The organism is Microcoleus sp. FACHB-672 (genome assembly GCF_014695725.1).
In the GTDB taxonomy this organism is placed as follows: Bacteria; Cyanobacteriota; Cyanobacteriia; order Cyanobacteriales; family Oscillatoriaceae; genus FACHB-68.
The window spans coordinates 314,969-337,416 of the sequence record NZ_JACJOU010000033.1; the positions used below are offsets into that span (position 1 = coordinate 314,969).

A 22,448-nucleotide genomic window follows, 5' to 3' on the forward strand; every position below is an offset into this window, starting at 1 on the left:
TGGAGTGGTCTATCACTAGGAGTCGGAATGGAAATAGGTCAGAGAGTGAAAGTGTGCCGTCTGAGAGACCGGCTGCCGGCCAATGTAGTCGGCAAGCTCAAGCAGAATCCAGTCGGCACCATTGAACAATTTAAAATGGTGGATGGCAGCGGCGTTGGAGTATTTGTCCGGTTTGATGACAAATTTTCTACCTGGTTCTTTGAAGACGAACTAGAACCGCTACAACAGTAATCATTTGCCAGCCGTCATTTGTCGTTTGTCAAAAATAGCGCCCAACAGACCAAGGACAAACGGCAAACGACAGTTGCGCCGGAGTGTGGCACACATCCAAAACGACCGCTAACATAAGGAAAACTTGGATTTTTGAGTGCTGCACTCGATATCGTTGGATGCTGTCAGCATAGGAAATAAACATGGCCCGGTTTTTAACATTTTTGGGTAAAGGCGGCACAGGCCGAACCACCATTGCAATTGCCGCTGCCAAGAAATTTGCCAGCCTTGGGCAGCGAGTGCTACTTGCCGGCTCTGACCCTGGGCCAGGGCTAGGTATACTGCTCGGAGAAGCTATTGGGCCAGATCCACAAGAGATCGCCCCGAACCTAAAAGCAGTGCAGTTTCAGACATCTGTGCTGCTAGAACGGGGTTGGGAAGAGGTGAAAAAGCTAGAAGCGCAATATGTCCGCACACCTTTTTTCAAAGCCGTTTTCGGCCAAGAATTAGGGGTCGTGCCGGGGATGGATAGTATCTTAATTTTGAATGCCATCCGCGAGTATGACGCCACCGGCCAATATGACGTAATTATCTACGATGGCACCGGCGATCAAACCACATTGCGAATGCTGGGTTCCCCAGAAATTGTTAGCTGGTATATCCGCCGGTTTCGTCAGGTATTTGCCGACTCCGACTTGGGCAAAACCTTATCGCCTTTTATCCAACCTGTCACCAGTTCCGTCCTGAATGTAGATTGGTCAGGGGATAATTTTTCCCAACCAACTCAGGAATTTAACAAAGTTCTGGATAAGTGGAAGGACGCAGTTGCCGATCCCAACCAAGTCACTGCCTACTTAGTCACCACCGGCAACGAAGCAGCCATCGCCACCGCCCGCTATCTTTGGGGCAGCGCCCAACAAGTCGGGCTAAGCGTTGGGGGTGCGATTTTGAATCAAGCGTCTGTAACCGATACCTTTGCCGGCGAATTCGATCCCTTGCCAATCAGCTCAGTTCCCTTGTGTAGTGATGATAACTGGCAACCGCTAATCGACGCCCTGCCAGATTTTAGCAAGGCCGGCAGCGTACCCAAACCGATCACCATTAACGTTGCTGAGCGCACCGTCAGCTTATTTTTGCCCGGTTTTGACAAAAAGCAAGTCAAACTGACTCAGTACGGCCCAGAAGTCACCATAGAAGCCGGTGATCAGCGGCGCAACATCTTTCTCCCCCCAGAGTTGAAAGGCAGACAAGTCAAAGGAGCTAAGTTTCAAAATCAATCCTTAATTGTCTCATTTGCCTAACAATCAGTCGTTTAGAGGGCCGAGATTGGGAGATTGAGAATTGCCAAATCCCCACATCCCCTAATCCCGGCTTCCCATTCCTCAACTCCCCAATTCCCCAATGTCTAATCCTCCAACTTCTTCGCCAAATCAAGCCGAGGGGACTGCCGACGCAGCAGCAACCCAGACAGATCGCAGCGCTAAAACCAGACAACTTTTAGGCATGAAAGGCGCTGCCGGTGGCGAAACCTCCATCTGGAAGATTCGCTTGCAGCTAATGAAACCGATCACCTGGATACCTCTGATTTGGGGTGTGCTGTGTGGGGCGGCTTCTTCGGGCCGGTTCACTTGGACACTGGAAAATGTGCTAATAGCAGCGGCTTGTATGCTGCTGTCTGGTCCTGTGCTGGTCGGTTACACCCAAACCCTCAATGATTTTTACGACCGCGAAATTGACGCGATTAACGAACCTTACCGTCCCATTCCCTCCGGTGCGATCTCAATTCCTCAAGTCGTTACCCAAATTTTGGTGTTATTACTGGTAGGAATTGGCATAGCTTATGCCTTAGATGTGTGGGCAGGCCATGAATTTCCCACCATCACCGCCATCGCCCTTGGTGGATCTTTTCTGGCTTATATTTATTCAGCCCCACCCCTAAAGCTCAAGAAAAACGGCTGGTTGGGTAACTACGCCCTCGGTGCCAGCTACATCGCCCTGCCTTGGTGGACCGGCCACGCCTTATTTGGCGATCTTAATCCCACGATCATGGTTTTGACCTTATTCTACAGCTTGGCCGGCCTGGGAATTGCCGTTGTCAACGACTTTAAAAGCGTTGAAGGCGATCGGCAGCTTGGCTTACAATCCCTGCCGGTGATGTTTGGCATTACCACAGCCGCCTGGATCTGCGTGATGATGATTGATGTCTTTCAAGCAGGAATCGCCGCTTACCTGGTCAGCATTCACCAAAACCTCTACGCTGTGATTCTGGTGTTGCTGATTATTCCTCAAATTACTTTCCAGGATATGTATTTTCTGCGGAATCCCCTGGAAAATGATGTTAAATATCAGGCAAGCGCTCAACCTTTCCTCGTCTTTGGAATGCTCTTTACCGCTATAGCCTTGGGGCGTGCCTTTGTTTAAATGTTCTGATCCCTCTGGGTTCAGCTGTAAGTAGAGTTGTCACAGCCTCTTAACAGGCTAGTTAGACAAACCATTATTCGCTGAACCCTAAATGCGAACAATTGACAGCAAAAGCGCAATTTTCGATTTCCCGGTCTAAAATAAAGCGAATGTAGTCTTTGTTTGGGGTGGTGTCTGCAACTTGAGTAGAGAAGTTCTAGCCTACCGTTGCGGAGAGGATATTGTTGGTGTATCCTTCCAATGGCTCAAGCGAAGGGTTAATAGGGCTGAATCATCTGGTGGTGTGTGAGGGTCTGTTGTGTCAAAGTTTCTCTCAAAACTCAAGGATATATCCACAAAGAGCAAAGGCTCTGCAATTGAGGCTGGAAAACCCAGCTTTGTTCATGAAGAGCCAGCGCTAGATAGGCTGGAAGCTCAAGAACCACAAGTTCAACATCAAGAACGACAACATCAAGAACCAGAACCGGAAAGTACGCCTGAGTCCTCTGTAGCACATCAAGAACAAGCACCTCAAGAACCAGAAGCTGCAAAGACTCCTGGCTCATCTTTGTTGAAAAAGAGGCTTCAGGCAATTCGGCAAACGCCTTTGGTGACCAAACTGGCCACCACACTCAAACCGATTGGGCCAATTGCAAAGGCCGCTCAAAAGAGCCTGCGCGAGAAACCTTTACAGCGGCGGCGCTCATTCTGGATCGGTCTCGGTTTGGTCGGTGTGGGAAGTGGGGCGCTGGCTGTGGGTGTGGGTTTGCAGTCTCTGGAGCGCAGCTTACCGGCAACCTCAGAAATATTAACCTTTGTTCGCGGAAAAACCCTAACGATCAAAGCCGCAGACGGCGCGATCTTAGAACAAATGGGGGAGGCGACGCGAGAAAAGCTAGAAATTGAAGAAATCCCTCCCAAGTTGGTTCAAGCGTTTATAGCCATCGAAGATCGGCGCTTTTACAAGCACGAAGGCGTGGATTTTCAAGGCATTCTGAGAGCGAGTGTATTGAATGTCTTGGCGAGAAATGTTGTGCAAGGGGGCAGCACAATCACGCAACAGCTGGCTCGGATTGTATTCCTCAATCAAGATCCGAGTGCTGAGCGCAAAATTCGCGAAGCCTTACTCGCTCGAAAAATTGAGCGAGAGATGAGAAAAGAACAAATTTTAGAACGCTACCTTAACCTCGTTTATTTGGGTTCAGGGGCTTATGGGGTGGCCGACGCAGCCTGGGTTTATTTCGGCAAACAAGTGGACGAAATGACCCTAGGAGAAATGGCCACGATTGCTGGTTTGCCACCAGCCCCCACACAATACTCTCCGTTAGTGAATGCGAAAGTGGCACAAGATCGCCGCAATATCGTGTTGCGAGAAATGCAGGAGGCGGGATTTATTACCGCAGCAGAGGCGGATGAAGCGATCAACAGTCCCCTGAAGCTCAATCCCAAACTCCCCAAGCGTCTCCAGATAGAGTCTGCCTACTTTACAACCTACATCAAGCAGCAACTGCCCCGGTATGTCTCGACAGAGGCAATTGAAATGGGCGGGTTGACGGTAGAGACAACCCTCAACCGCAAGTGGCAGAAAGTCGCAGAAAAAGTTGTAAAAGATGCGATTGAACTGGACGGGCCGGCTCAAGGATTTGAGCAAGCGGCTTTAGTGTCGATTGACCCCCGCAATGGTCAAATTAAAGCACTGGTTGGGGGAAATGATTTTGAAAAGAGCCAATTTAACCGCGCCACTCAGGCTCAGCGCCAGCCGGGTTCCACGTTTAAAGGATTTGTCTATACATCCGCCATTGCAGCCGGCTTCTCTCCCTATGATGGCTACCTAGATGCACCGCTGTCGATCGATGGGTACAAACCTGAGAACTACGGCAAAACTTATCGCGGCTGGACTTCCATGATGGATGCCCTCACCTCTTCGATTAATATTGTTGCCGTCAAGGTGTTGGCAGATGTGGGGTTTGAACCGACAATCAAAGTCGCCCGCGATATGGGGATTAAAACCGAACTCAAACCTTACTACGCCCTAGCCCTCGGTGCAATTGAAGTGAACTTGTTAGAACTCACCAACGGCTACGGAACTCTGGCCGCCCAAGGTAACTTTGTGGAAGCCCACGGGATTACTAAGGTGACAGACGGACGGGGTAAGGTTCTCTACGATGGAAATTTAAAACAGAAACGGGTGGTGGACAAAGATTCGGCTGCGCTGATGACTTGGATGCTGGAAAGAGTGGTGCAAAACGGCACCGGCGCACCGGCACAGCTGCCAGACCGGCAAGTAGCTGGGAAAACCGGCACCTCTGAAGAAGCCCGTGACCTCTGGTTTATTGGCTATATCCCCCAATTAGTAACGGGGGTGTGGCTGGGCAATGATGACAGCTACCCGACTTGGGGAACGAGTGGCACCGCTGCCTACACGTGGCGCGAGTTTATGTCCAAAGCGGTGGATGGAATGCCGGTAGAAGAATTCCCCAAACTTCCAGAAATCGAAGGTCGTAAAGGCAGTATCAAAGCCAAGCCGGTGAATGCTGAAATGATTACTCTGCCACTGCCGGCCCCCCCTTCTCAGCCAAACTCGAACCCAGGTTACAGCAACCCTGACCCTGGCTATGACGCTGGGGGCAATAACTCCGGGCAATACTACGATCAAGGTTATTCGGCTCCAGAATCGGGCAATTATTACGAGGAGCCGGCACCCGAAGCGCCTGCTGAGTATTACCCACCACAGTAAGGGTCTGAATCTGCCTCTCAAGAGCCGGCAGCGCTCTCGCTCTCCCATTTCAATTTGAGCAGTTAGGGGAGATGTTCACTCCCTCCTGCCTCGATTTCTAGTGGCTGCCGGTGACTAAAAGACCGTTGTGGATTATATCTTTTCCCGCTTCCTCTATCCTCCATTCCAACTCGCTATGCTTTGAGGGGCTTACCACTCAAAGGGGATCGCTGTGCCGGTTGTACTAACTTTTTCTGTCTAATGGAAGAATCGAAGAACCTAGATAGCTGGTTATACTAATTTTGCGATTACTAAGAGGATTTATCATTTATGAACGTCTTAATGGATGTCAGTGTCGGTACGGGTGCAGAGAGTTTTCCATTATCTTTTACCTTGGTCTATGTAGTCGGATTTATTGCCGCTGTTACAATTGGCTCGGTTGCGTGGTACAACTCCAAGCGTCCACCGGGCTGGGAAGATAAAGAGCGTCCTGATATTGTGCCTAAAGTCAAAAAAGAAGAGACCCCAGGTGTTGGTGAGCCGAAACGGTGAACTCAAGTGTATTTGTAATTTTTGCCCCACGCTCAGCGAATGAGCGCTGGCGTGGGTTCTAATAAGAGGGCGAACCCGATTCAGTCATACTGCCCTTGCTTGTAAGGCTGTTAGTTTTGATAGCCGAGCCAGCGCTGGTAGAGTTCTTGAACGGCTTTTAATACGTTATTGAAAGCCGGCTCAGACGAAGTATTGGCAGGATCGAGCAGCTTAATGTTTGTTAGAAGCCTCGCTTCTTCAATCGCCACTACCCCATCGCTGTAAACAACCATGCTAATCGCTTCAATTAATTCGTGGAAGTCTTCAGCACTGGGGTGTTCGCCCAAATATTCTCTAATCCACTGGTAGCACTCTTTTGGGTGCACAGTTCTAAACTCAAACAGCAGCAGCTGAATCTCTGCATCGTCAGCTAAACCCTTGTCTTTGGCCACTTGCTGGAGATATTTGCGTTCTTCTGGCTGGATTTGCCCGTCAATCCAAGCGGCACCAATCAGGATTTTGACGAATTGTTTGGCACTAGAGTTGTCTGCCATTGTTGTTTTTCCGCAAACCTGTGTGTTTGTTCAGTCTTTTTCACGCTTCAATCGCACCATAAAAAACCCGTCCATTTGATAGCGATGGGGCCAAACTTTCACCCAACCTTCTGGGGAGGGTGGCACTGGAAAACTTGAGACCGGCAGCTCGATTTTCCAGTTAGAATGACGCGTTATAAATGTTTCAATGACCCGTTCATTTTCCAAGGGATGCACGGTGCAAGTGGCATAAACCAGAACGCCGCCGGTTTTAACCCAGCCGGCAACTTGTTCAAGCAGTTCTCCCTGAAGTTTGGAGAGTTCTTGGATGTTTTCCGGCGTCTGACGCCACCGCGCATCTGTTCGCCGGTGCAGGGTTCCCAAACCCGAACAGGGGGCATCTAGCAAGACACGGTTGCCTGAATCAGTAAACTGGGAAAAGTTGCGGCTGTCGCCGGCACAAATTTGAATTGATTTTAGCCCGATCCGCTCAGCATTTTCTTTAACTTTTTTAAGTCGGGAATTCGCTCTGTCGCACGCCCAAATCGTGCCGGTGTCGCCCATCAATTCTGCGATGTGGGTTGTTTTCCCTCCTGGTGCGGCGCAGGCATCAATCACCACATCTCCCGGTTGCGGATCGAGCAAATAGCTAACCAGTTGGGCACTGCTATCTTGAACAGTCCACCATCCTTCATTAAATCCTGGCAGGTTTTGAATCGCACCGGCACCACTGGTTAATCTTAACGCTTGCGGTAAATGGGGCACGCGATTCACCGGCACGCCGGCACTTTGCAGCGCTGCCTCCACTTCTTCTATCGATGAGCGTAAGATATTGACGCGCAGATCAATCGTTGGGGAAGCGTTGAACCACTCACACAGCTGTTCTGTTTCTGCAAAACCCAGTCTGTCTAGCCAACTTTGAATCATCCAGTCGGGATAACTGTGCAAGACGCCCAAACGCTGTAGCGGATCTGCCGGCAGTTGCAGGGGATCGTTTTGAAACGAGGAATCCTGAGTTCCGGTTTCATCTTGGAGAAGACGTAAGTATTGCCGCAGTAAACCATTGACAAATCCTGAAAGACCTGTCAAAGAATTTTGCTTAGCTAACTGTACTGTCGTATCAACCGCCGCTGCGGCAGGAATCTGAGTCAGATAGCGCAGTTGGTATAGCCCAATGTGCAAAATTGTGCGGAGATCAGGGGGTTGCCGATCGGCTTTCTTTTTAGCCAATTGGTCGATAAGGGCGTCAAGGGTGCGCTGTCTTCTGACACAACCATAGACGATTTCCGTGGCTAGTCGCCGATCTGCCGGCATCGGAGGTTCTGCCCCAGCGCTGGCTTTTTGCAGCCACTTGTCAAGGGCAACATCGGTAAAAGCACCCTGCCGGTGTACGTCCCGGAGTGCGAGAAATGCGAGTTGACGTGAATTGTGCATATTAACCAGTATGCAACATGACTCAACTCAGTTAGTCGGATGGGGAGGGCTATCACTCTACCCATCCCATCTTTGCTATTTTTAGGCGAAGTGAAAAGCAGGGTTTGTCCCTCAAAAAAGAGCTTTTCTCAACGCTCTTACCGCGACTGCACAGGGCGGATCTCCAAGCTACGTTTGGTCTTTAGTGTAATTAGGTTAGCCCACTGATGAGGTAAACGATTCTAGGTCTTTTAACCATAAATCGATCAGCGGTAACTCCTTCTGGGGAATAATTCCTGCTTCCACCAGCTTCTCGTAGCAAAGCAGCAAGTTTTCTCCTGTCTTAGCCGGCTGATTTGACAACGAGAGACTACTGAGCATTTCCACAATTCTGACGTTATTTAAATAGCCGGTAACCTCATCTTCAAAATCGCGGATCAAAGAATGTTCGTTCCTGACTTGTAACACCGTCGCTTCTCGGAAGGCAATATTTTGATCCAGTTTATATAGACAGATTTGAGCAACAAATGAGCGCCAAATGTCAGTCATTCTAAAGCTCACAAAACTAGGCAAATAAAGCAGTGGATATGCCTCTGGCCACCAGATTGTATTTTGCGAATTGAACGGACAAAATGTACCATCTCCAAGAATAATTGTGTTAGGATTAAATTTTATTTCTCCTTCTGTTGTTAACCGATAAATCGCATCAACATCTGGGTTTCCATCAGCCAAATACTGCTGAATCGAGCAATCAAACTTAGATTGAGAGCCTAAAGGGGTAGTGCTTTTAAGGCTCTCATTAATATATTCTAATGGTAAGCCACGCGGCCAAATTCTCTCATCAGTAAAGTGCGTGTAGACATTCTCCCACCCAACCTTTTTAACAGGTTTACCTTCCACAGACTTGTTTACTGAACTCAGAAAGTTGTCATAAGGGATATTGTCGTCATCTGTCTCAGCAATGACTGTTGCGCCCTCCCGGATCGCTAAGAGATATCCAATGTTTTTTCGGGCATAGTGGTTGAAAGGGCATTCTTTGGCAAAGGCGCTATCAAAAGCAAGTTGGTCTTGCACAGATAGAAATTGAACACCTTCGTAGCTCCAGTCGGTTGGAGTTTTTTTATCTCCAACTAAAATAATATTCCAATCCTGGCAGAGTTGGGCAATTTTTGTTACGCCTTCTGTCGGATAGTTGATACTCGTAATAACGATAAACTTATTGTCTTTCATGGCAAAACGGGTTTCATTTAATGGTGGGTTCTGGAGTTTCATATCATGATTTCAGCTATTTTACTAGCTACCAGATTCCAAGAGAAAGTTTCGAGACAATACTTCTGACCTTCTGCACCCATTTGTTTTAATTTTTCTGGTTCAGAGAAAGCCTTTAAGATTGTATCAGCTATACAGTCTGGGGTTGGTTCATCTACTAAAAAACCGTACTTTCCGTCACAGGTAATTTCTGGCAAGGAATTTCGATTCAAGCCAAGAATTGGGGTTTTGCAAGCAAGGGCTTCTAGGTAAACCAAGCCCCAAGGTTCATTTAAGGCCGGCATGGCAAATAAGGCAGCGGTATGAAACAGGTTTTGCAACTCTTCCCAAGAAATATACCCCTTTACGGTGACATTTGGTGTCGAGTCGGCTAACTTTTGATATTCTTCTCGTCCAACGATGACTAACTTGAGGGACGGGTTTTTTCTTTGTGCAGTTTTGAAGCCTTCTAGCAGCAAATCACCTCCTTTATCCTTGAAACGACCTTTAGCAACAAATAGTATATGACCATTCTTATAGTCTTTTTCTCCCGTGAATGGTTCAATTTTTCCTCTTCCCGTACCGACAACTGAGATTCGTTTGGGTTCGACTTGGTAGCGCTCAATTAAATTATCACGAACATACTGAGAAATGGTAAAGAAGTGTTTGATTTGAGCGTAAGATTTCTGCTCAAGTTCATCGGATAAATTGAGCATCTTCGGCGTATACTGGTTGATAGTGGTAACATATTGAGACCAGGAATCCCATGTTGAGTCACAGAAAAGATAGTGTTCAACTCCTGGATCAAGCTTTGGTAAAGGAAGTTGAAATGTTCCTAGGTGCAGAATTTTTGTGCAGCCCAATGTTTGAATTTGACGCTGTACAATTTTAGCACTATGAGAGCGAGCGATTGAACCTCTGAGTTCGTCAATGCCTAAGCCAGACAATCGGTGTAGAAGCAAATAAGCGAGTCTTTGGTATTTTTTGATGCTCGCATCGATACCCAAGACGGTATATCCCTGATGTTCAAGCGCTTTGATAATATTGTTTGGAGTGCCTGACCAAGTTTTTGGGTCTCTCGGATTGCCCAGAGCGGTTATAGCAATAACATTTTCAGCTTTTGTCACGGGAAATGCCCTTTAACTTTAACAAATAGAACTTAGCTTACGGGACAGCAGGAGTACAGTTGCCTAGCCTCAAAGTGTATCGAGAAATAAAAAAGCCAAGTTTTCAAGTTTTAATAGCCTCAACTACTCAAACGACTAGTATAAACAAGCCAAAGCGCTCCAACTGGCTAGCCGCCGACCGCCAAAAGAGTTGTACGGCAGGAAATGTGGGCTTGGTGATGCCCTACTATTCTACAGGGTAGACAACGTGTGTACAGAACGATTTCCGTTGCTCACCAAGCAAATACAATGGCTATAGTTCTATGGCTAGTCGCCGATCTGCCGGCATTGGAGGTTCTGCCCCAGCGCTGGCTTTTTGCAGCCACTTGTCAAGGGCAACATCGGTAAAAGCACCCTGCCGGTGTACGTCCCGGAGTGCGAGAAATGCGAGTTGACGTGAATTGTGCATATTAACCAGTATGCGACATCATTCAACTCAGTTGAGTACCGGCTTCGGTTGATGGCAACCTCAGCAAAAAGCCCGCCAGTGAGTTCACCAACGAGCTAAAAATGTTAATTCACGAATTTTTGAAGGGAAATTTACTTAGCTTAAAAATCAATCACTTCAGATTTAAAACTCAAAACCGAAGATTTGACTTTTAAACTAAACTGAGTTCTCTTGTTTTCAACTTGGATGCTGGAATATTTAGCATTACGCTGGCAATTTTGCTAGCCGTTTGTTGCCATGAATAAGATTCGAGACAATGCTTCTGACCGGCAGCCCCCATTTCCCGCAATCTTTCGGGATTTGAAAATGCTTCTAGCAGTAACTCTGCCATGTGTTCTGGTGTTTGCTCATCCATCAAAAACCCATATTTGCCATTCTGCGTAATCTCCGGCAGAGAAGTCCGGTTGAGTGCCACTATCGGATTTTTAGTTGCCAAAGCCTCTAAATAAACCAATCCCCACGCTTCATTGACTGCCGGCATTGCAAATAAAGCCGCTGTATTGAACAGGTTTTGCAGTTCTTCCCCCCAAGGGATAACTCCGTGAACTGTCAGATTAGGAATAACTCCGTTTAGATGTTTGTAGTTTTCTTGACCAACAATTACCAGTTTCAAGGATGGATTTTTCTGTTGAGCAATTTTAAACGCTTCAACGAGCAACGGGCCACCTTTTGCCTCAAAGCGATCTTTAGCAACAAATAAGATATGACCGTTTTTGTAGTCCTTCTCCCCATAAAAAGGTTGAAGGCTACCTCTGCCGGTGTTAATGACTGTAATTCGGCTGGGGTCAATTTGATAGTAATCGATCAGGTTATCGCGGACGTATTCAGATAATGGGAAAAAGTGCTTGATTTGAGCGAAGGATTCCCACTCCAAACGCTCAGCAATTTTTAGCATTTTTGGAGTGTAGCCCTCAAGATTGGAACGTTTATTCCACAAATTTCGAGTTCTGTCACACACCAAATAGTGTTCAACGCCCGGATTAATCTTCGGCATGGGAAGCGACAGTTGCCCCATGTGTAGAACTTTTTTGCAGCCCAAAGCTTTGACTTGACGCTGGATAATTTTCCCGCTTTCGCCTCTAAAAATTGGCCCTCCCCAAAAGTCGTGGCCCAGTCCAGACATCTGGTGAACCAGCATACAAGCTCGTTTCTGATATCTGTTGAGATGAGCGTTAATATCTAGTACAGTAATCCCTAAATTTTCCAGTCCTTGGGCAATATTGCTTGAAGTGCCTGACCAAGTTTTTGGGTTATGCGGGTTGCCTTCATGGCTGGCGATCGCCAAGACTGGAGCGACTGCGCTATCCACGCGATTATTCTGTATATATGGCTGATTTTGGCCGATTTTGATTAAATTGGTGATTTTAGAGGCGTTAACCATCATTCACTCCTGGGTTGAGATAGACTGACTTAACTAACTGAGGGCCATCTTCAAAGCTTTACTCTGCAAGGCTTTAATGAATATTCTCAGGAATTCTGCGGAGTGTAGATGCGTGAGAGTTCCTCAATTGCTCCACTAACCCTGAATTTATAGTGGAATTACTTAAGGCATATACAAACTGTATCTAGAATTTAACGAATTAATGTCAAAAATTTCTGATAAAAGTCCACAACTACCAAGTTTTTACTGAATTTTGAAATTTCTATCCGTTATCTTTACAATAACTTTATAAAAGTGATTAGATTCTTGAAAAGAATCGATTTGCAATGCTTTGCGGTGCAACGCCTCAATCGCCATCGCTCGTTCTCTGTATTGTGATAGATAGATATAACTTCTGAGACCATTCCGCAGTATGATTTTGAGCAATTTTTACCGGCAGTGCCTGTAACGTTTACCGGCAGCGAATTTCCCTGAGTCCTAACTCAAGAGTGCTGTGACCCATCAGTAAACTTACGGCAGTTGTAATTTTGTTAAGTTTTTGGTGAACGAGAAAATAGGCTCAACTCAAGCCGGTTCAATAGGTTCAAGAAATTTTGAGGGTTCAAATACAGCCGGTGCGAACAAAGACATGAGAGGAACGCATCGCAAGATCGAGCGCTAAGGTATTGTGAGAGAAGTCATCCCAGCTTAAAAAACCAAGTTTCAATGACCATCACGACTCCTGACCCTGCCAAACACAAGAAAGCCAAAGCCCTCAAGCCTTCCAGCCGCAGACCGGCTAAAGAATTGTGCAGTGAATGCGGGCTGTGCGATACCTATTACGTGCATTATGTCAAGGACGCCTGCGCTTTTATCCATCAGCATATTGCAGAACTGGAAGAAGAAGCCCACGGACGTTCACGCAATTTGGATAACCCGGATGATTGGTACTTCGGCGTCAGTCAAGATATGATGGCGGCGCGTAAAAAGCAGCCAATTGAGGGAGCACAGTGGACGGGAATTGTCAGTTCAATTGCCTGCGAAATGCTGAATCGCGGCATGGTTGAAGGCGTCGTTTGTGTCCAGAATACCAAAGAAGACCGATTTGGGCCGATGCCGGTGATTGCGCGGACACCAGAGGAAGTGCTTGCAGCCAAAGTTAACAAGCCAACTCTATCGCCGAATCTTTCAGTATTGGAGCAAATCGAGCAATCTGGAATGAAGCGGCTGTTAGTCATTGGCGTCGGTTGCCAAATTCAAGCGCTGCGGGCTGTGGAAAAACAGCTAGGCTTAGAAAAGCTCTACATTTTAGGTACGCCTTGTGTAGATAATGTCAGTCGCGCCGGCTTGCAAAAATTCCTTGATACCACCAGCCGGTCTCCCGAAACAGTCGTGCATTACGAATTTATGCAGGACTTTCAAGTTCATTTTAAACACGAAGACGGTTCGATTGAAAAAGTACCTTTTTTTGGTCTCAAAACTAATCAGCTAAAAGACGTATTTGCGCCTTCGTGTATGAGCTGTTTTGATTACGTTAATTCACTGGCAGATTTAGTTGTTGGCTACATGGGTGCGCCTTTTGGCTGGCAGTGGATTGTGGTTCGCAATGACACCGGCCAACAGATGCTAGACTTAGTGCAAGAGCAACTAGATACGCAGCCGGTGATGTCTCAAGGAGATCGCAAAAAAGCTGTACAGCAAAGCATTCCCGCTTACGATAAAGGTGTTACTCTACCGATGTGGGCAGCCAAACTGATGGGGATTGTCATTGAAAAAATTGGCCCTAAAGGTTTAGAATACGCTCGTTTCTCAATTGATTCTCACTTCACCCGCAATTATTTATATGTGAAGCGCAATCACCCAGAGAAATTAGACGATCATGTGCCCGAATATGCCAAGCGGATTGTAGAACAGTATAAATTGCCAGAAGCTTAAGACTGGAAGCGAGGGAGAAGTCTGAAAGGTGTATTTCGTCCTTCATATTTTTCCCTCAATTCCATCATCAAACTCACAAAATTTATCAATAAACATTTTAGAAATTGCGTAATTATAATAATTACAGTCGGCCCACTTGATCTGAGGGAAATGAACAGGGCTGGGAAATATTAAACGAGTAGTCTTAATTGAATGCCATTAGGGTTGGACTCTGCCTGTTATTATCAAAGGTTTTCAGGGTTAAGAAAAAATTGCTAGTTGTTAAAATATTTAATTGGGAATTTTTAAGTATTTCTAAGGTTGTGCCGGCCTTCTGCAAATAAATTAAATAAATGACTCTCGTGTTTTCACTGAAATCAACACTTTACTTACAACTTTACCATAGGAATCGTTGAAACAAAGAAAAGACAGGCCCTCGAACCCAAAGCCCCCGCCCAGAAACCGGCAATGAGCAAAGCCTATTCTCTTTGTGGGAATATCCAGCCTTTTTAATTAGGATACAATAAAGGCTTAAAGGCTTTTTAACAAAAAAGCTGCCTGGAGGAACTTATGTTCATTTGTTGTTTTGAGTAATAAAAACAGAAATTTATCATGGGAAGGCTAAAAGTTCAGGGAGGGTAGCTTTTCTAAGCTTTTTGAAAATAAAGAGCTGTAGATTTAAGCTCAAAAAAAATTAAAAAATTTTCTTCAGAACACTATCAAAAGCTATGAACGGTGACATTCTACTCCCACATAGAGAACCTTAGACAAATCTTTAAACCCCCCAAAATAAAAAGTTTTTATTAACTTAACATTAAGCCCTTAATAAAAACCCATATTAGTTCCCCCTCACGGAAACAAGCAAGAATCACTGGAAAATTTCATGCTGAATTTTTTAACCAGCTTACTTTCATCGGGAGAATTTATTCACCCTGGACAGTTACATCTACCGGCAGGCTTTATGCCTCACGGGATGTGCTACCTCTGGAAACCCGGATTAGTGTGGCTTCATGTCGTGTCAGATTCTGTCGTCGCACTTGCCTATTACTCGATTCCGATAACCCTAGTCTATTTCGTGCAGCACCGGCGCGACGTGCCTTTTCCGTGGGTTTTCTGGTTATTTGGAACCTTCATCATCGCCTGTGGCACCACCCATATTATGGAAGTGTGGACACTTTGGCACCCAAACTACTGGACATCCGGCATCCTTAAAGCCTTTACCGCAGGCGTTTCCCTCTACACCGCCGTCCAACTCATCCCCTTGCTTCCCCAAGCACTCACACTTCCCAGTCCCGCCCAACTAGCACTCATCAACCAAAACCTGGAAAACGAAATCCTCGAACGCCAGAAAAGTGAAGAAGCACTGCGCCAGAGCGAAGCTCGCTACCGTGCGATCGTTGAAGATCAAACCGAACTGATCTGTCGCTTTTTGCCCGAAGGTTCCCTCACTTTCGTCAACCAAGCTTACTGTCGCTACTTTGGGCGAACCCAGGAGGATCTAATTGGGAGCAGCTTTTACCCAATGATTGTGGAAGAAGATATAGAAAAAGTCAAAGCGCAACTCAATGCTCTCAGCAAAGAAAAGCCGATAGTTACGATCACTCATCGCATCATCAACACTCACGGAGAAATCCGTACTCAGCAGTGGAGCAACCGAGCAATTTTTGATCACCAAAACCGATTTGTAGAGATCCAAGCTGTGGGGCGCGACATCACAGAACTTAAACAGGCTGAGGAAGTATTAAAAGCCTACTCAGCTCAACTAGAGGTGAGCAACCGCGAGTTGCAAGACTTTGCTTATGTAGCCTCTCACGACTTGCAAGAACCGCTGCGGAAAATCCAAACCTTTAGCGACCGGCTCAAGGCGAAATACGCTGATGTGCTCGACGTTCAAGGACGAGATTATCTAGAGCGAATGCACAATGCAGCCAAACGAATGCAAACGTTAATCAACGACTTGCTAGCCATATCGCGAGTAGCCACTCAAGCTCAATCTTTCGCTACAGTTAATCTTGCTAAAGTCGTAACAGAAGTGCTGTCTGATCTGGAAACACGGATTGCGTCTTCTGGTGGATCTGTAGACATCGGAGAACTGCCGATCCTGGAAGCCGATCCAACTCAGATGCGCCAATTGCTGCAAAATTTAATTGACAATGCCTTGAAATTCAGCCGGCCTGAAGAAAGCGCCGCCGTTAAGATCTGCAGTCAACTTTTGAACGAAGTTGAGGAAAACTCAACGGGCAATATTTCCTATCGGCAGTTTTATCAGATTACAGTAAAAGATAACGGCATCGGATTTGAGCAAAAGTACCTTGATAAAATTTTTGTCCCTTTTCAACGGTTGCACAGTCGCAGTGAATACGAAGGCACCGGCATCGGTTTAGCAATTTGTCGCAAAATTGTTGATCGCCACGGCGGCAGCATCACGGCCAAAAGCTCACTAGGAGAGGGAGCAACCTTTACCGTTATGCTGCCGGTAAAACAGTTCAAAGGAGGAAATCTAAAGTGAATCAACGCCGCCGACCCGTCACGATTTTGCTCGTTGAAGATGATCCAGATGATCGGCTTTTAGCCCAAGATGCGCTAGAGGAAAGCTCACTATTAAGCGATCTTCGCTGCGTAGAAAATGGCGAAGAATTAATGGATTATTTGTACCGCCGTGGCCAATATACCCAGGAAAACTCACCCCGACCGGCACTCATTCTGCTTGATCTAAACCTACCCAAAAAAGACGGGCGAGAGGCACTCAATGAAATCAAAGCCGACCCGGAACTGCGGAGAATCCCGGTTGTGGTATTTACAACCTCAAAGACCCATGAAGATATCAAGACTGCCTATGACGGGGGCGCAAACTCGTTTATTACCAAGCCCATGACATTTGATTCTCTTGTCGATCTCATGGAAACTTTAAGCAAATATTGGTTTGGACTTGTCGAACTGCCACCTAACGGAGTTGCGGATGGATATGGACAACAGCCACATTAGAGTGCTTTTGGTAGAAGACGACGAAGACGATTATGTAATTACTAGAGACTTGCTCTCTGAGATTGAGGGAAAAAAGTTCACCCTAGAATGGGCAGATACGTGTGAGAAAGCTTTAGATGCGATCGCCCGTCACGAACACGACGTTTATCTGATTGACTACTGTCTGGGCAAGCGCAACGGATTGGAAGTTTTGCGTGAGGCACTCAAGTCTGAACTACAAGCGCCCGCGATCTTTTTAACCGGCCAAAGAGACTACGCACTAGACGTTGAGATCATGAAAGCCGGCGCGGCAGATTACCTGACCAAAGGCCAGATCGATGCGCCTTTATTAGAGCGAGCCATTCGCTATGCGATCGAGCGCACGCAAAACTTGAAAGCGCTACGTGAAAGTGAGAGCCGCTTCCGGGCCATCTTCAACCAGACATTCCAGTTCATCGCAGTGCTCAAACCAGACGGCACGCTGGTGGAAGCCAACCAGACAGCACTGGACTTTTGCAAACTCACCCATACAGACGTTGTAGGCCGTTTGTTTTGGGAATGCCGGTGGTGGAACCAAGACAAGGCCACAGAACTGCAAACTTCATCCTCTGTAGCGCTGACACCGGCACAAAAACAATTGCAAGCTGCCATTAGCCGTGCCGCAGCCGGCGAATTGGTTCGTTATGAAATGGATCTGTCCTCTGCAACAGATGCCGTCCTGACCATTGACTTCTCCCTCAAGCCGGTGAAGGACGAGACAGGTCAAGTCCTGCTACTGATTGCGGAAGGTCGCGATATCACGGAGCGCAAGCAAGCTCAGGAGGCACTGCAACAGCTGAACGAACAGCTAGAAAACAAAGTGCAGCAACGCACAGCCCAATTAAAGCAGGCGAATCAGCAACTCCTGGCAGAAGTGGCCGAGCGCCGGCAGACCGAGAAAGCGCTGAGGGAAAGCGAGCAGCGGTTTCGCGCCACTTTTGAGCAAGCCGCTGTGGGGATTGCTCATATCTCGCCAGATGGCCGGTTTCTTCGCGTGAATCAGCGCTTTGGTGACATTGTCGAATACCCCCCAGAGGAACTGCTATCAAAGACGTTTCAGGATATCACCCACCCAGATGACCTGGAACAAAGCCTTTATAATATGCGTTCGCTACTTGCCGGCCAGATCCAAACTTTTGCCGTAGAAAAGCGTTGGCTCGGCAAAAATGGTTCTGTGATCTGGGGTCAGGTTACAGTCTCACTCGTACGCGAGAACAATTGTGAATTCATTGAACAGGAATCAATACCCACCGCTTTAGGTGAACCGAAATATTTCATTACGGTCATCCAAGATATTAGCGCTCGCAAGCAGGCAGAAGCCGAACAGCAACGGCTCGCCGCTTTGCTCGAACAGCAAGCCAGAACTCTTGACGAAATTCTTTCAGCCTCTCCAGACCTCTTCTACCTGTTTGACCGCAGCGGAACCTATACCTACGCCAACCTTGCCGGTGCGCACACCTTGGGCTTCCAGCAAACAGAAATCGTCGGGAAAACTTGGCATCAGCTAGGGTTGCCGGCACAGAAAATGGAGATGTTTGACGCCCAACGGCAAGCAGTCTTCGAGCGCGGGTTAACCTTGAGGGCCGAGATGAGGTTCCCCACGGCTAGGGGTTTGCGAGACTTAGAGTACATCCTTAGCCCAATTCACGGCAGCGATGGTAGCGTCGAGTCAGTTGTTGCCACCGTGCGAGATCTTACCGACCGAGTAGAAGCTGCGGCTGCATTAGCTGAGAGAGAACAACAACTGCGGGCTATCTTTGACAGTGCCCTTGACGCGATTCTGATTGCAGATGACGCCGGCAAATATCTACAGGTCAATCCCGCCGCTTGTAACCTTTTTGGCCTGTCCCAGCAAGCGCTCACAGGCCGCTGCATAGCAGACTTTACAGAGCATAATGTCAATTTTGAACAAGCGTGGCAAATGTTTCTGCAACAAGGGCAGCAAACTGGAGAATTCCGGATTGTGCGCGCGGATGGTTCGCTACGAGATGTAGAGTTTTCCGCAACTGCTAGGATTCTCCCCGGCCAGCATTTATCAGTCTTGCGCGATATCACCGAGCGCAAGCACGCAGCAGAAGCGCTACAAGAGAGCGAACAGCGACAAGCTTTCCTGCTTCGCTCAGTTCCCGTGGTGCTCTACAGTGCAAACGCCTCCGGCAGCTTCAGGACTACGTGGGTGAGCGAAAATGTCGAACGCATCACCGGCTTCCCTAGCCGCCAGTTCACTGACGATCCTTACTGGTTGGGGTCGAGACTGCATCCTAATGATCAACAAAGAGTATGCGACACTTTTGAAACTCTAGTCGAAGAAGGCGAAGTTACGGTTGAATACCGTTGGCAGTGTGCTGATGGTTCCTATCTTTGGTTTCTTGATCGCGCTGTCATCGCCCCAAATGAAAGCGGCGAATTGTCTGAGATTATTGGCGTCTGGATAGATATTACAGAGCGCAAGCAAGCAGAGGCAGCTCTGCAAAAAAGTCAAGAGCTTTATTCCACACTGGCGAGAAATTTTCCTGATGGTGTCGTTTTCTTGTTTGATCACAACCTCCGCTACACCCTTGCAGAAGGTCAAGAGTTAGAAACTTTGGGTCTTTCTAAACAGTTATTAGAAGGAAAGACGATTTGGGGCGTCTACCCGCCTGAACACTGTCAAATTCTAGAACCGATTTATCGCGCCGCACTCGCCGGCACCCAAACCCTGACTGAATATCAGTATGCAAATCGCATTTACAGCGCACACGCACTGCCGGTGAAAAACGAGCGGGGGAAAATTTTAGCCGGCATGATTGTGGCGCAAAACATCACAGAGCGCAAGCAAGCAGAGGAAGAATTGAAATCGAGCGAAGAACTATTTCGCTCTTTGGGTGCCTGTTCGCCGGTCGGTATCTTCATCACTGATACTGAAGGCCGGTGTACCTACACCAACCCGCGTTGTCAAGCTATCTGTGGTTTTACTTTAGAGGAAAGTTTGGGAACTGGTTGGACGAATTCAATACACCCAGACGATCGCGAGCGGGTATTTAAAGATTGGTCTGAATTTACTCGTGAAGGTTGGGAATACTCTGACGAGTTTCGCTTCCAAACTAAAGAGGGAATTATTCGTTTTTCTCATATCCGATCATCGCTTCTGCTGTCAGATCAAGGTCAGCCAATCGGCTATGTCGGCACAGTCGAAGATATCACCGAGCGCAAGCAGGCTGTCGAGTTGCTGGAAAACAGTGAAGAGCGTTTCCGCCAACTTGCAGAAAACATCCATCAGGTGATTTGGATGGTTTCGCTAGATGCGAAAAATCTGCTTTACATCAATCCTGCCTACGAAAAAATTTGGGGTCGCACTTGCCAGAGTCTTTACGAGCAGCCGAGTTCCTGGTTTGACTGTATCCATCCCGATGATCGGGCGCACGTCATCAGTGCCTTCAACAAACGCATGGCAGGAGAACTATACATCAATAAAGAGTATCGAATTGTGCGACCTGATGGAGAGATTCGCTGGATTTGGGCGAGGAGTTTTCCAGTTCGCAATCAGCTTGGAGAAGTTTATCGTCTTGCCGGCATTGCGGAAGACATCACCGAACGCAAGCTAGTAGAAGCCGAACTTCTGAATGCTTTAGAGAAGGAAAAAGAACTCAGCGAACTTAAAACTCGCTTTGTCTCAATGGTTTCTCACGAGTTTCGTACGCCATTAAGTACGATTCTTTCTTCGGCTGATTTACTGGAATATTACTTTCAAAAATGGCCGAGTGAAAACAATCAGAAAAAATTGGAACATTTGGTGCGAATTCAAACCTCTGTTATGAATATGACCCAATTGTTAGAAGATGTGTTATTTATCGGCCAAACGACTGCCGGCAGGCTTCCATTCAACCCCGTTTCGCTTGAACTGACGCAATTCTGCCGCGAAGTAGTACAAGCGACACAAATGGGGACGGTTGGTAAACATACGCTCGTTTTTATAACGCACAATGAATTTATAGAAGCTTATTTCGATCCAAAGTTGTTGCGACAAATTATCAGCAATTTGCTTTCAAATGCGGTCAAATATTCTCCTCAGGGTGGCACAATTCGGATTGAACTTTTTTGCCAAGCTTCCGAGGTGATCTTCAAAATCCAAGATGAAGGAATTGGCATTCCTGCTGAAGATAAACTTCGAGTGTTTGAAGCTTTCCATCGCGCCCAAAATGTTGGCACTCTCCCTGGTACAGGACTGGGGCTAGCTGTTGTTAGACAGTGTGTGGATTTACACGACGGTAAGGTAACGGTGGAAAGTGAATTGGGTGCCGGCGCTACGTTTACTGTGACGCTGCCATTAAAGCGATTGGCGAATTCGGTTGTACCCCTCTCTGTAAACAACTCAAGTGCCCCTTAAGGCAGCAAAAAGCCAGTTTAGTAAAAAAAATCTGTATATAACTCTGGTGAATTTTGTTCACTCGCTTCAAGGTGTGTAACCGGCATCCAAAACGAGGGAAAAATAGAGAATAGCCCCGCAACACATCCAGTTAAACAGTTAGAGAGATTTCAAAACCGGCTGTATTGCGTTAATCTTCATAATCGGGACGCCAGCAGCACTCGTTGTCAGTGGCGTTCGTACTTTAAAGGAGTTGCTATGCTAGCCAAACGAATTTTACCCTGCCTGGATGTCAAAGCCGGTCGGGTCGTCAAAGGGGTGAATTTTGTTAACCTGCGGGATGCCGGCGACCCGGTAGAGCTTGCCCAGGTTTATAATGATGCCGGTGCCGATGAATTGGTGTTTCTAGATATTACCGCGACTCATGAAGACCGGGATATTATCTATGACGTGGTGTACCGCACCGCAGAACAGGTATTTATACCGTTGACAGTTGGCGGCGGCATCCAAAACTTAGAAACTATTAAAAAATTGTTACGAGCCGGCGCTGATAAAGTGAGCGTCAACTCCGCTGCTGTGCGCGATCCTGAGTTTATTAATAAGGCCAGTGACCGCTTTGGCAACCAGTGTATTGTAGTGGCTATAGATGCCCGCCGGCGCTCCGATCCAGCAAATCCTGGCTGGGATGTTTATGTCAGGGGCGGACGGGAAAACACCGGCATTGATGCACTGGCGTGGGCGAAAGAAGTTGAGCAGCGCGGTGCAGGTGAGCTGCTGGTGACAAGTATGGATGCTGATGGAACTCAAGCTGGGTATGACTTGGCGTTAACCCGCTCAATTGCTGAACAGGTGCGAATTCCAGTCATAGCCTCCGGCGGTGCCGGCAACTGTCATCACATTTATGAAGCGCTCAGTGACGGTCAAGCAGAAGCCGCTCTTTTAGCCTCTCTCCTGCATTACGGACAATTAACCGTCTCTGAAATTAAACAATACTTAGCCGCCCATCAAGTCCCCGTGCGTTTGCTCTAAAGGAATATGAGAAATTAGGAAGGATGCAGTTTCCAGACTTCTCACTTTGCCAAAAAACTAGGGGGTAAAGACTTGACATCGGCTCGTTGCACTAATTGAGCTAAGTGTTACAATATGTCAAGATATCAAAAG

The 22,448-nt window shown here is 47.2% G+C and carries 16 protein-coding genes; 10 read left to right on the forward strand and 6 right to left on the reverse strand.

What is annotated here, in order from left to right:
* Positions 1-27 precede the first annotated feature (27 nt).
* From H6F56_RS24465 to psb35, 5 genes are all read left to right on the forward strand, one after another.
* Positions 28-231 carry a DUF2862 domain-containing protein gene (locus H6F56_RS24465; protein WP_190674286.1) on the forward strand — a complete coding sequence of 68 codons (204 nt, stop codon included), beginning with the start codon at positions 28-30 and terminating at the stop codon, positions 229-231.
* A 182-nt stretch (positions 232-413) separates the two neighbouring features.
* Positions 414-1,511, forward strand: coding sequence for an ArsA family ATPase (locus tag H6F56_RS24470; protein ID WP_190674289.1), 1,098 nt, complete (start codon positions 414-416; stop codon positions 1,509-1,511).
* A gap of 100 nt (positions 1,512-1,611) precedes the next feature.
* On the forward strand, positions 1,612-2,631 hold the full coding sequence (gene chlG / locus H6F56_RS24475) for a chlorophyll synthase ChlG (protein ID WP_190674293.1): 1,020 nt from the start codon (positions 1,612-1,614) through the stop codon (positions 2,629-2,631).
* A 298-nt stretch (positions 2,632-2,929) separates the two neighbouring features.
* Complete coding sequence (locus H6F56_RS24480) at positions 2,930-5,347, forward strand: penicillin-binding protein 1A (protein WP_323799702.1); 2,418 nt, start codon at positions 2,930-2,932, stop codon at positions 5,345-5,347.
* Between the two features lie 309 nt (positions 5,348-5,656).
* Positions 5,657-5,878: a photosystem II assembly protein Psb35 gene (gene psb35 / locus H6F56_RS24485; RefSeq protein ID WP_190674297.1), complete on the forward strand. Its 222-nt coding sequence runs from the start codon at positions 5,657-5,659 to the stop codon at positions 5,876-5,878.
* A 110-nt stretch (positions 5,879-5,988) separates the two neighbouring features.
* Here psb35 and H6F56_RS24490 read toward each other — a convergent pair whose 3' ends face one another.
* The 6 genes from H6F56_RS24490 to H6F56_RS24515 all read right to left on the reverse strand — a co-directional run bounded on the left by H6F56_RS24490 (position 5,989) and on the right by H6F56_RS24515 (position 12,049).
* Positions 5,989-6,411 (reverse strand): TerB family tellurite resistance protein, encoded by a 423-nt coding sequence (locus H6F56_RS24490; RefSeq protein ID WP_190674300.1) that lies wholly within the window; start codon positions 6,409-6,411, stop codon positions 5,989-5,991.
* A 30-nt stretch (positions 6,412-6,441) separates the two neighbouring features.
* Positions 6,442-7,824, reverse strand: a complete 1,383-nt coding sequence (locus H6F56_RS24495; RefSeq protein ID WP_190674303.1) for a 16S rRNA (cytosine(967)-C(5))-methyltransferase — start codon at positions 7,822-7,824, stop codon at positions 6,442-6,444.
* Between the two features lie 195 nt (positions 7,825-8,019).
* Positions 8,020-9,075, reverse strand: coding sequence for an STELLO glycosyltransferase family protein (locus H6F56_RS24500; protein ID WP_190674307.1), 1,056 nt, complete (start codon positions 9,073-9,075; stop codon positions 8,020-8,022).
* Positions 9,072-10,178 carry a glycosyltransferase family 4 protein gene (locus H6F56_RS27135; RefSeq protein WP_190674309.1) on the reverse strand — a complete coding sequence of 369 codons (1,107 nt, stop codon included), beginning with the start codon at positions 10,176-10,178 and terminating at the stop codon, positions 9,072-9,074. Before H6F56_RS27135 ends, H6F56_RS24500 begins: the two co-directional genes overlap by 4 nt.
* A gap of 292 nt (positions 10,179-10,470) precedes the next feature.
* Positions 10,471-10,626, reverse strand: a complete 156-nt coding sequence (locus tag H6F56_RS24510; RefSeq protein WP_190675086.1) for a hypothetical protein — start codon at positions 10,624-10,626, stop codon at positions 10,471-10,473.
* Positions 10,627-10,816: 190 nt separating this feature from the next.
* Positions 10,817-12,049, reverse strand: coding sequence for a glycosyltransferase family 4 protein (locus tag H6F56_RS24515; protein ID WP_206753425.1), 1,233 nt, complete (start codon positions 12,047-12,049; stop codon positions 10,817-10,819).
* A gap of 702 nt (positions 12,050-12,751) precedes the next feature.
* On the opposite strand from H6F56_RS24515, the gene H6F56_RS24520 reads away from it, so the two are divergent.
* The 5 genes from H6F56_RS24520 to hisF all read left to right on the forward strand — a co-directional run bounded on the left by H6F56_RS24520 (position 12,752) and on the right by hisF (position 22,316).
* Positions 12,752-13,960, forward strand: coding sequence for a Coenzyme F420 hydrogenase/dehydrogenase, beta subunit C-terminal domain (locus H6F56_RS24520; RefSeq protein ID WP_190674314.1), 1,209 nt, complete (start codon positions 12,752-12,754; stop codon positions 13,958-13,960).
* Between the two features lie 862 nt (positions 13,961-14,822).
* Complete coding sequence (locus H6F56_RS25990) at positions 14,823-16,448, forward strand: sensor histidine kinase (protein ID WP_199313238.1); 1,626 nt, start codon at positions 14,823-14,825, stop codon at positions 16,446-16,448.
* A complete protein-coding gene (locus tag H6F56_RS24530; protein ID WP_190674317.1) occupies positions 16,445-16,924 on the forward strand; it encodes a response regulator in 480 nt (159 codons plus the stop codon). The genes H6F56_RS25990 and H6F56_RS24530 overlap by 4 nt, the downstream gene beginning before the upstream one ends.
* Complete coding sequence (locus tag H6F56_RS24535) at positions 16,899-21,308, forward strand: PAS domain S-box protein (protein ID WP_190674319.1); 4,410 nt, start codon at positions 16,899-16,901, stop codon at positions 21,306-21,308. Before H6F56_RS24530 ends, H6F56_RS24535 begins: the two co-directional genes overlap by 26 nt.
* A gap of 237 nt (positions 21,309-21,545) precedes the next feature.
* On the forward strand, positions 21,546-22,316 hold the full coding sequence (gene hisF / locus H6F56_RS24540) for an imidazole glycerol phosphate synthase subunit HisF (RefSeq protein ID WP_190674321.1): 771 nt from the start codon (positions 21,546-21,548) through the stop codon (positions 22,314-22,316).
* Positions 22,317-22,448 lie beyond the last annotated feature (132 nt).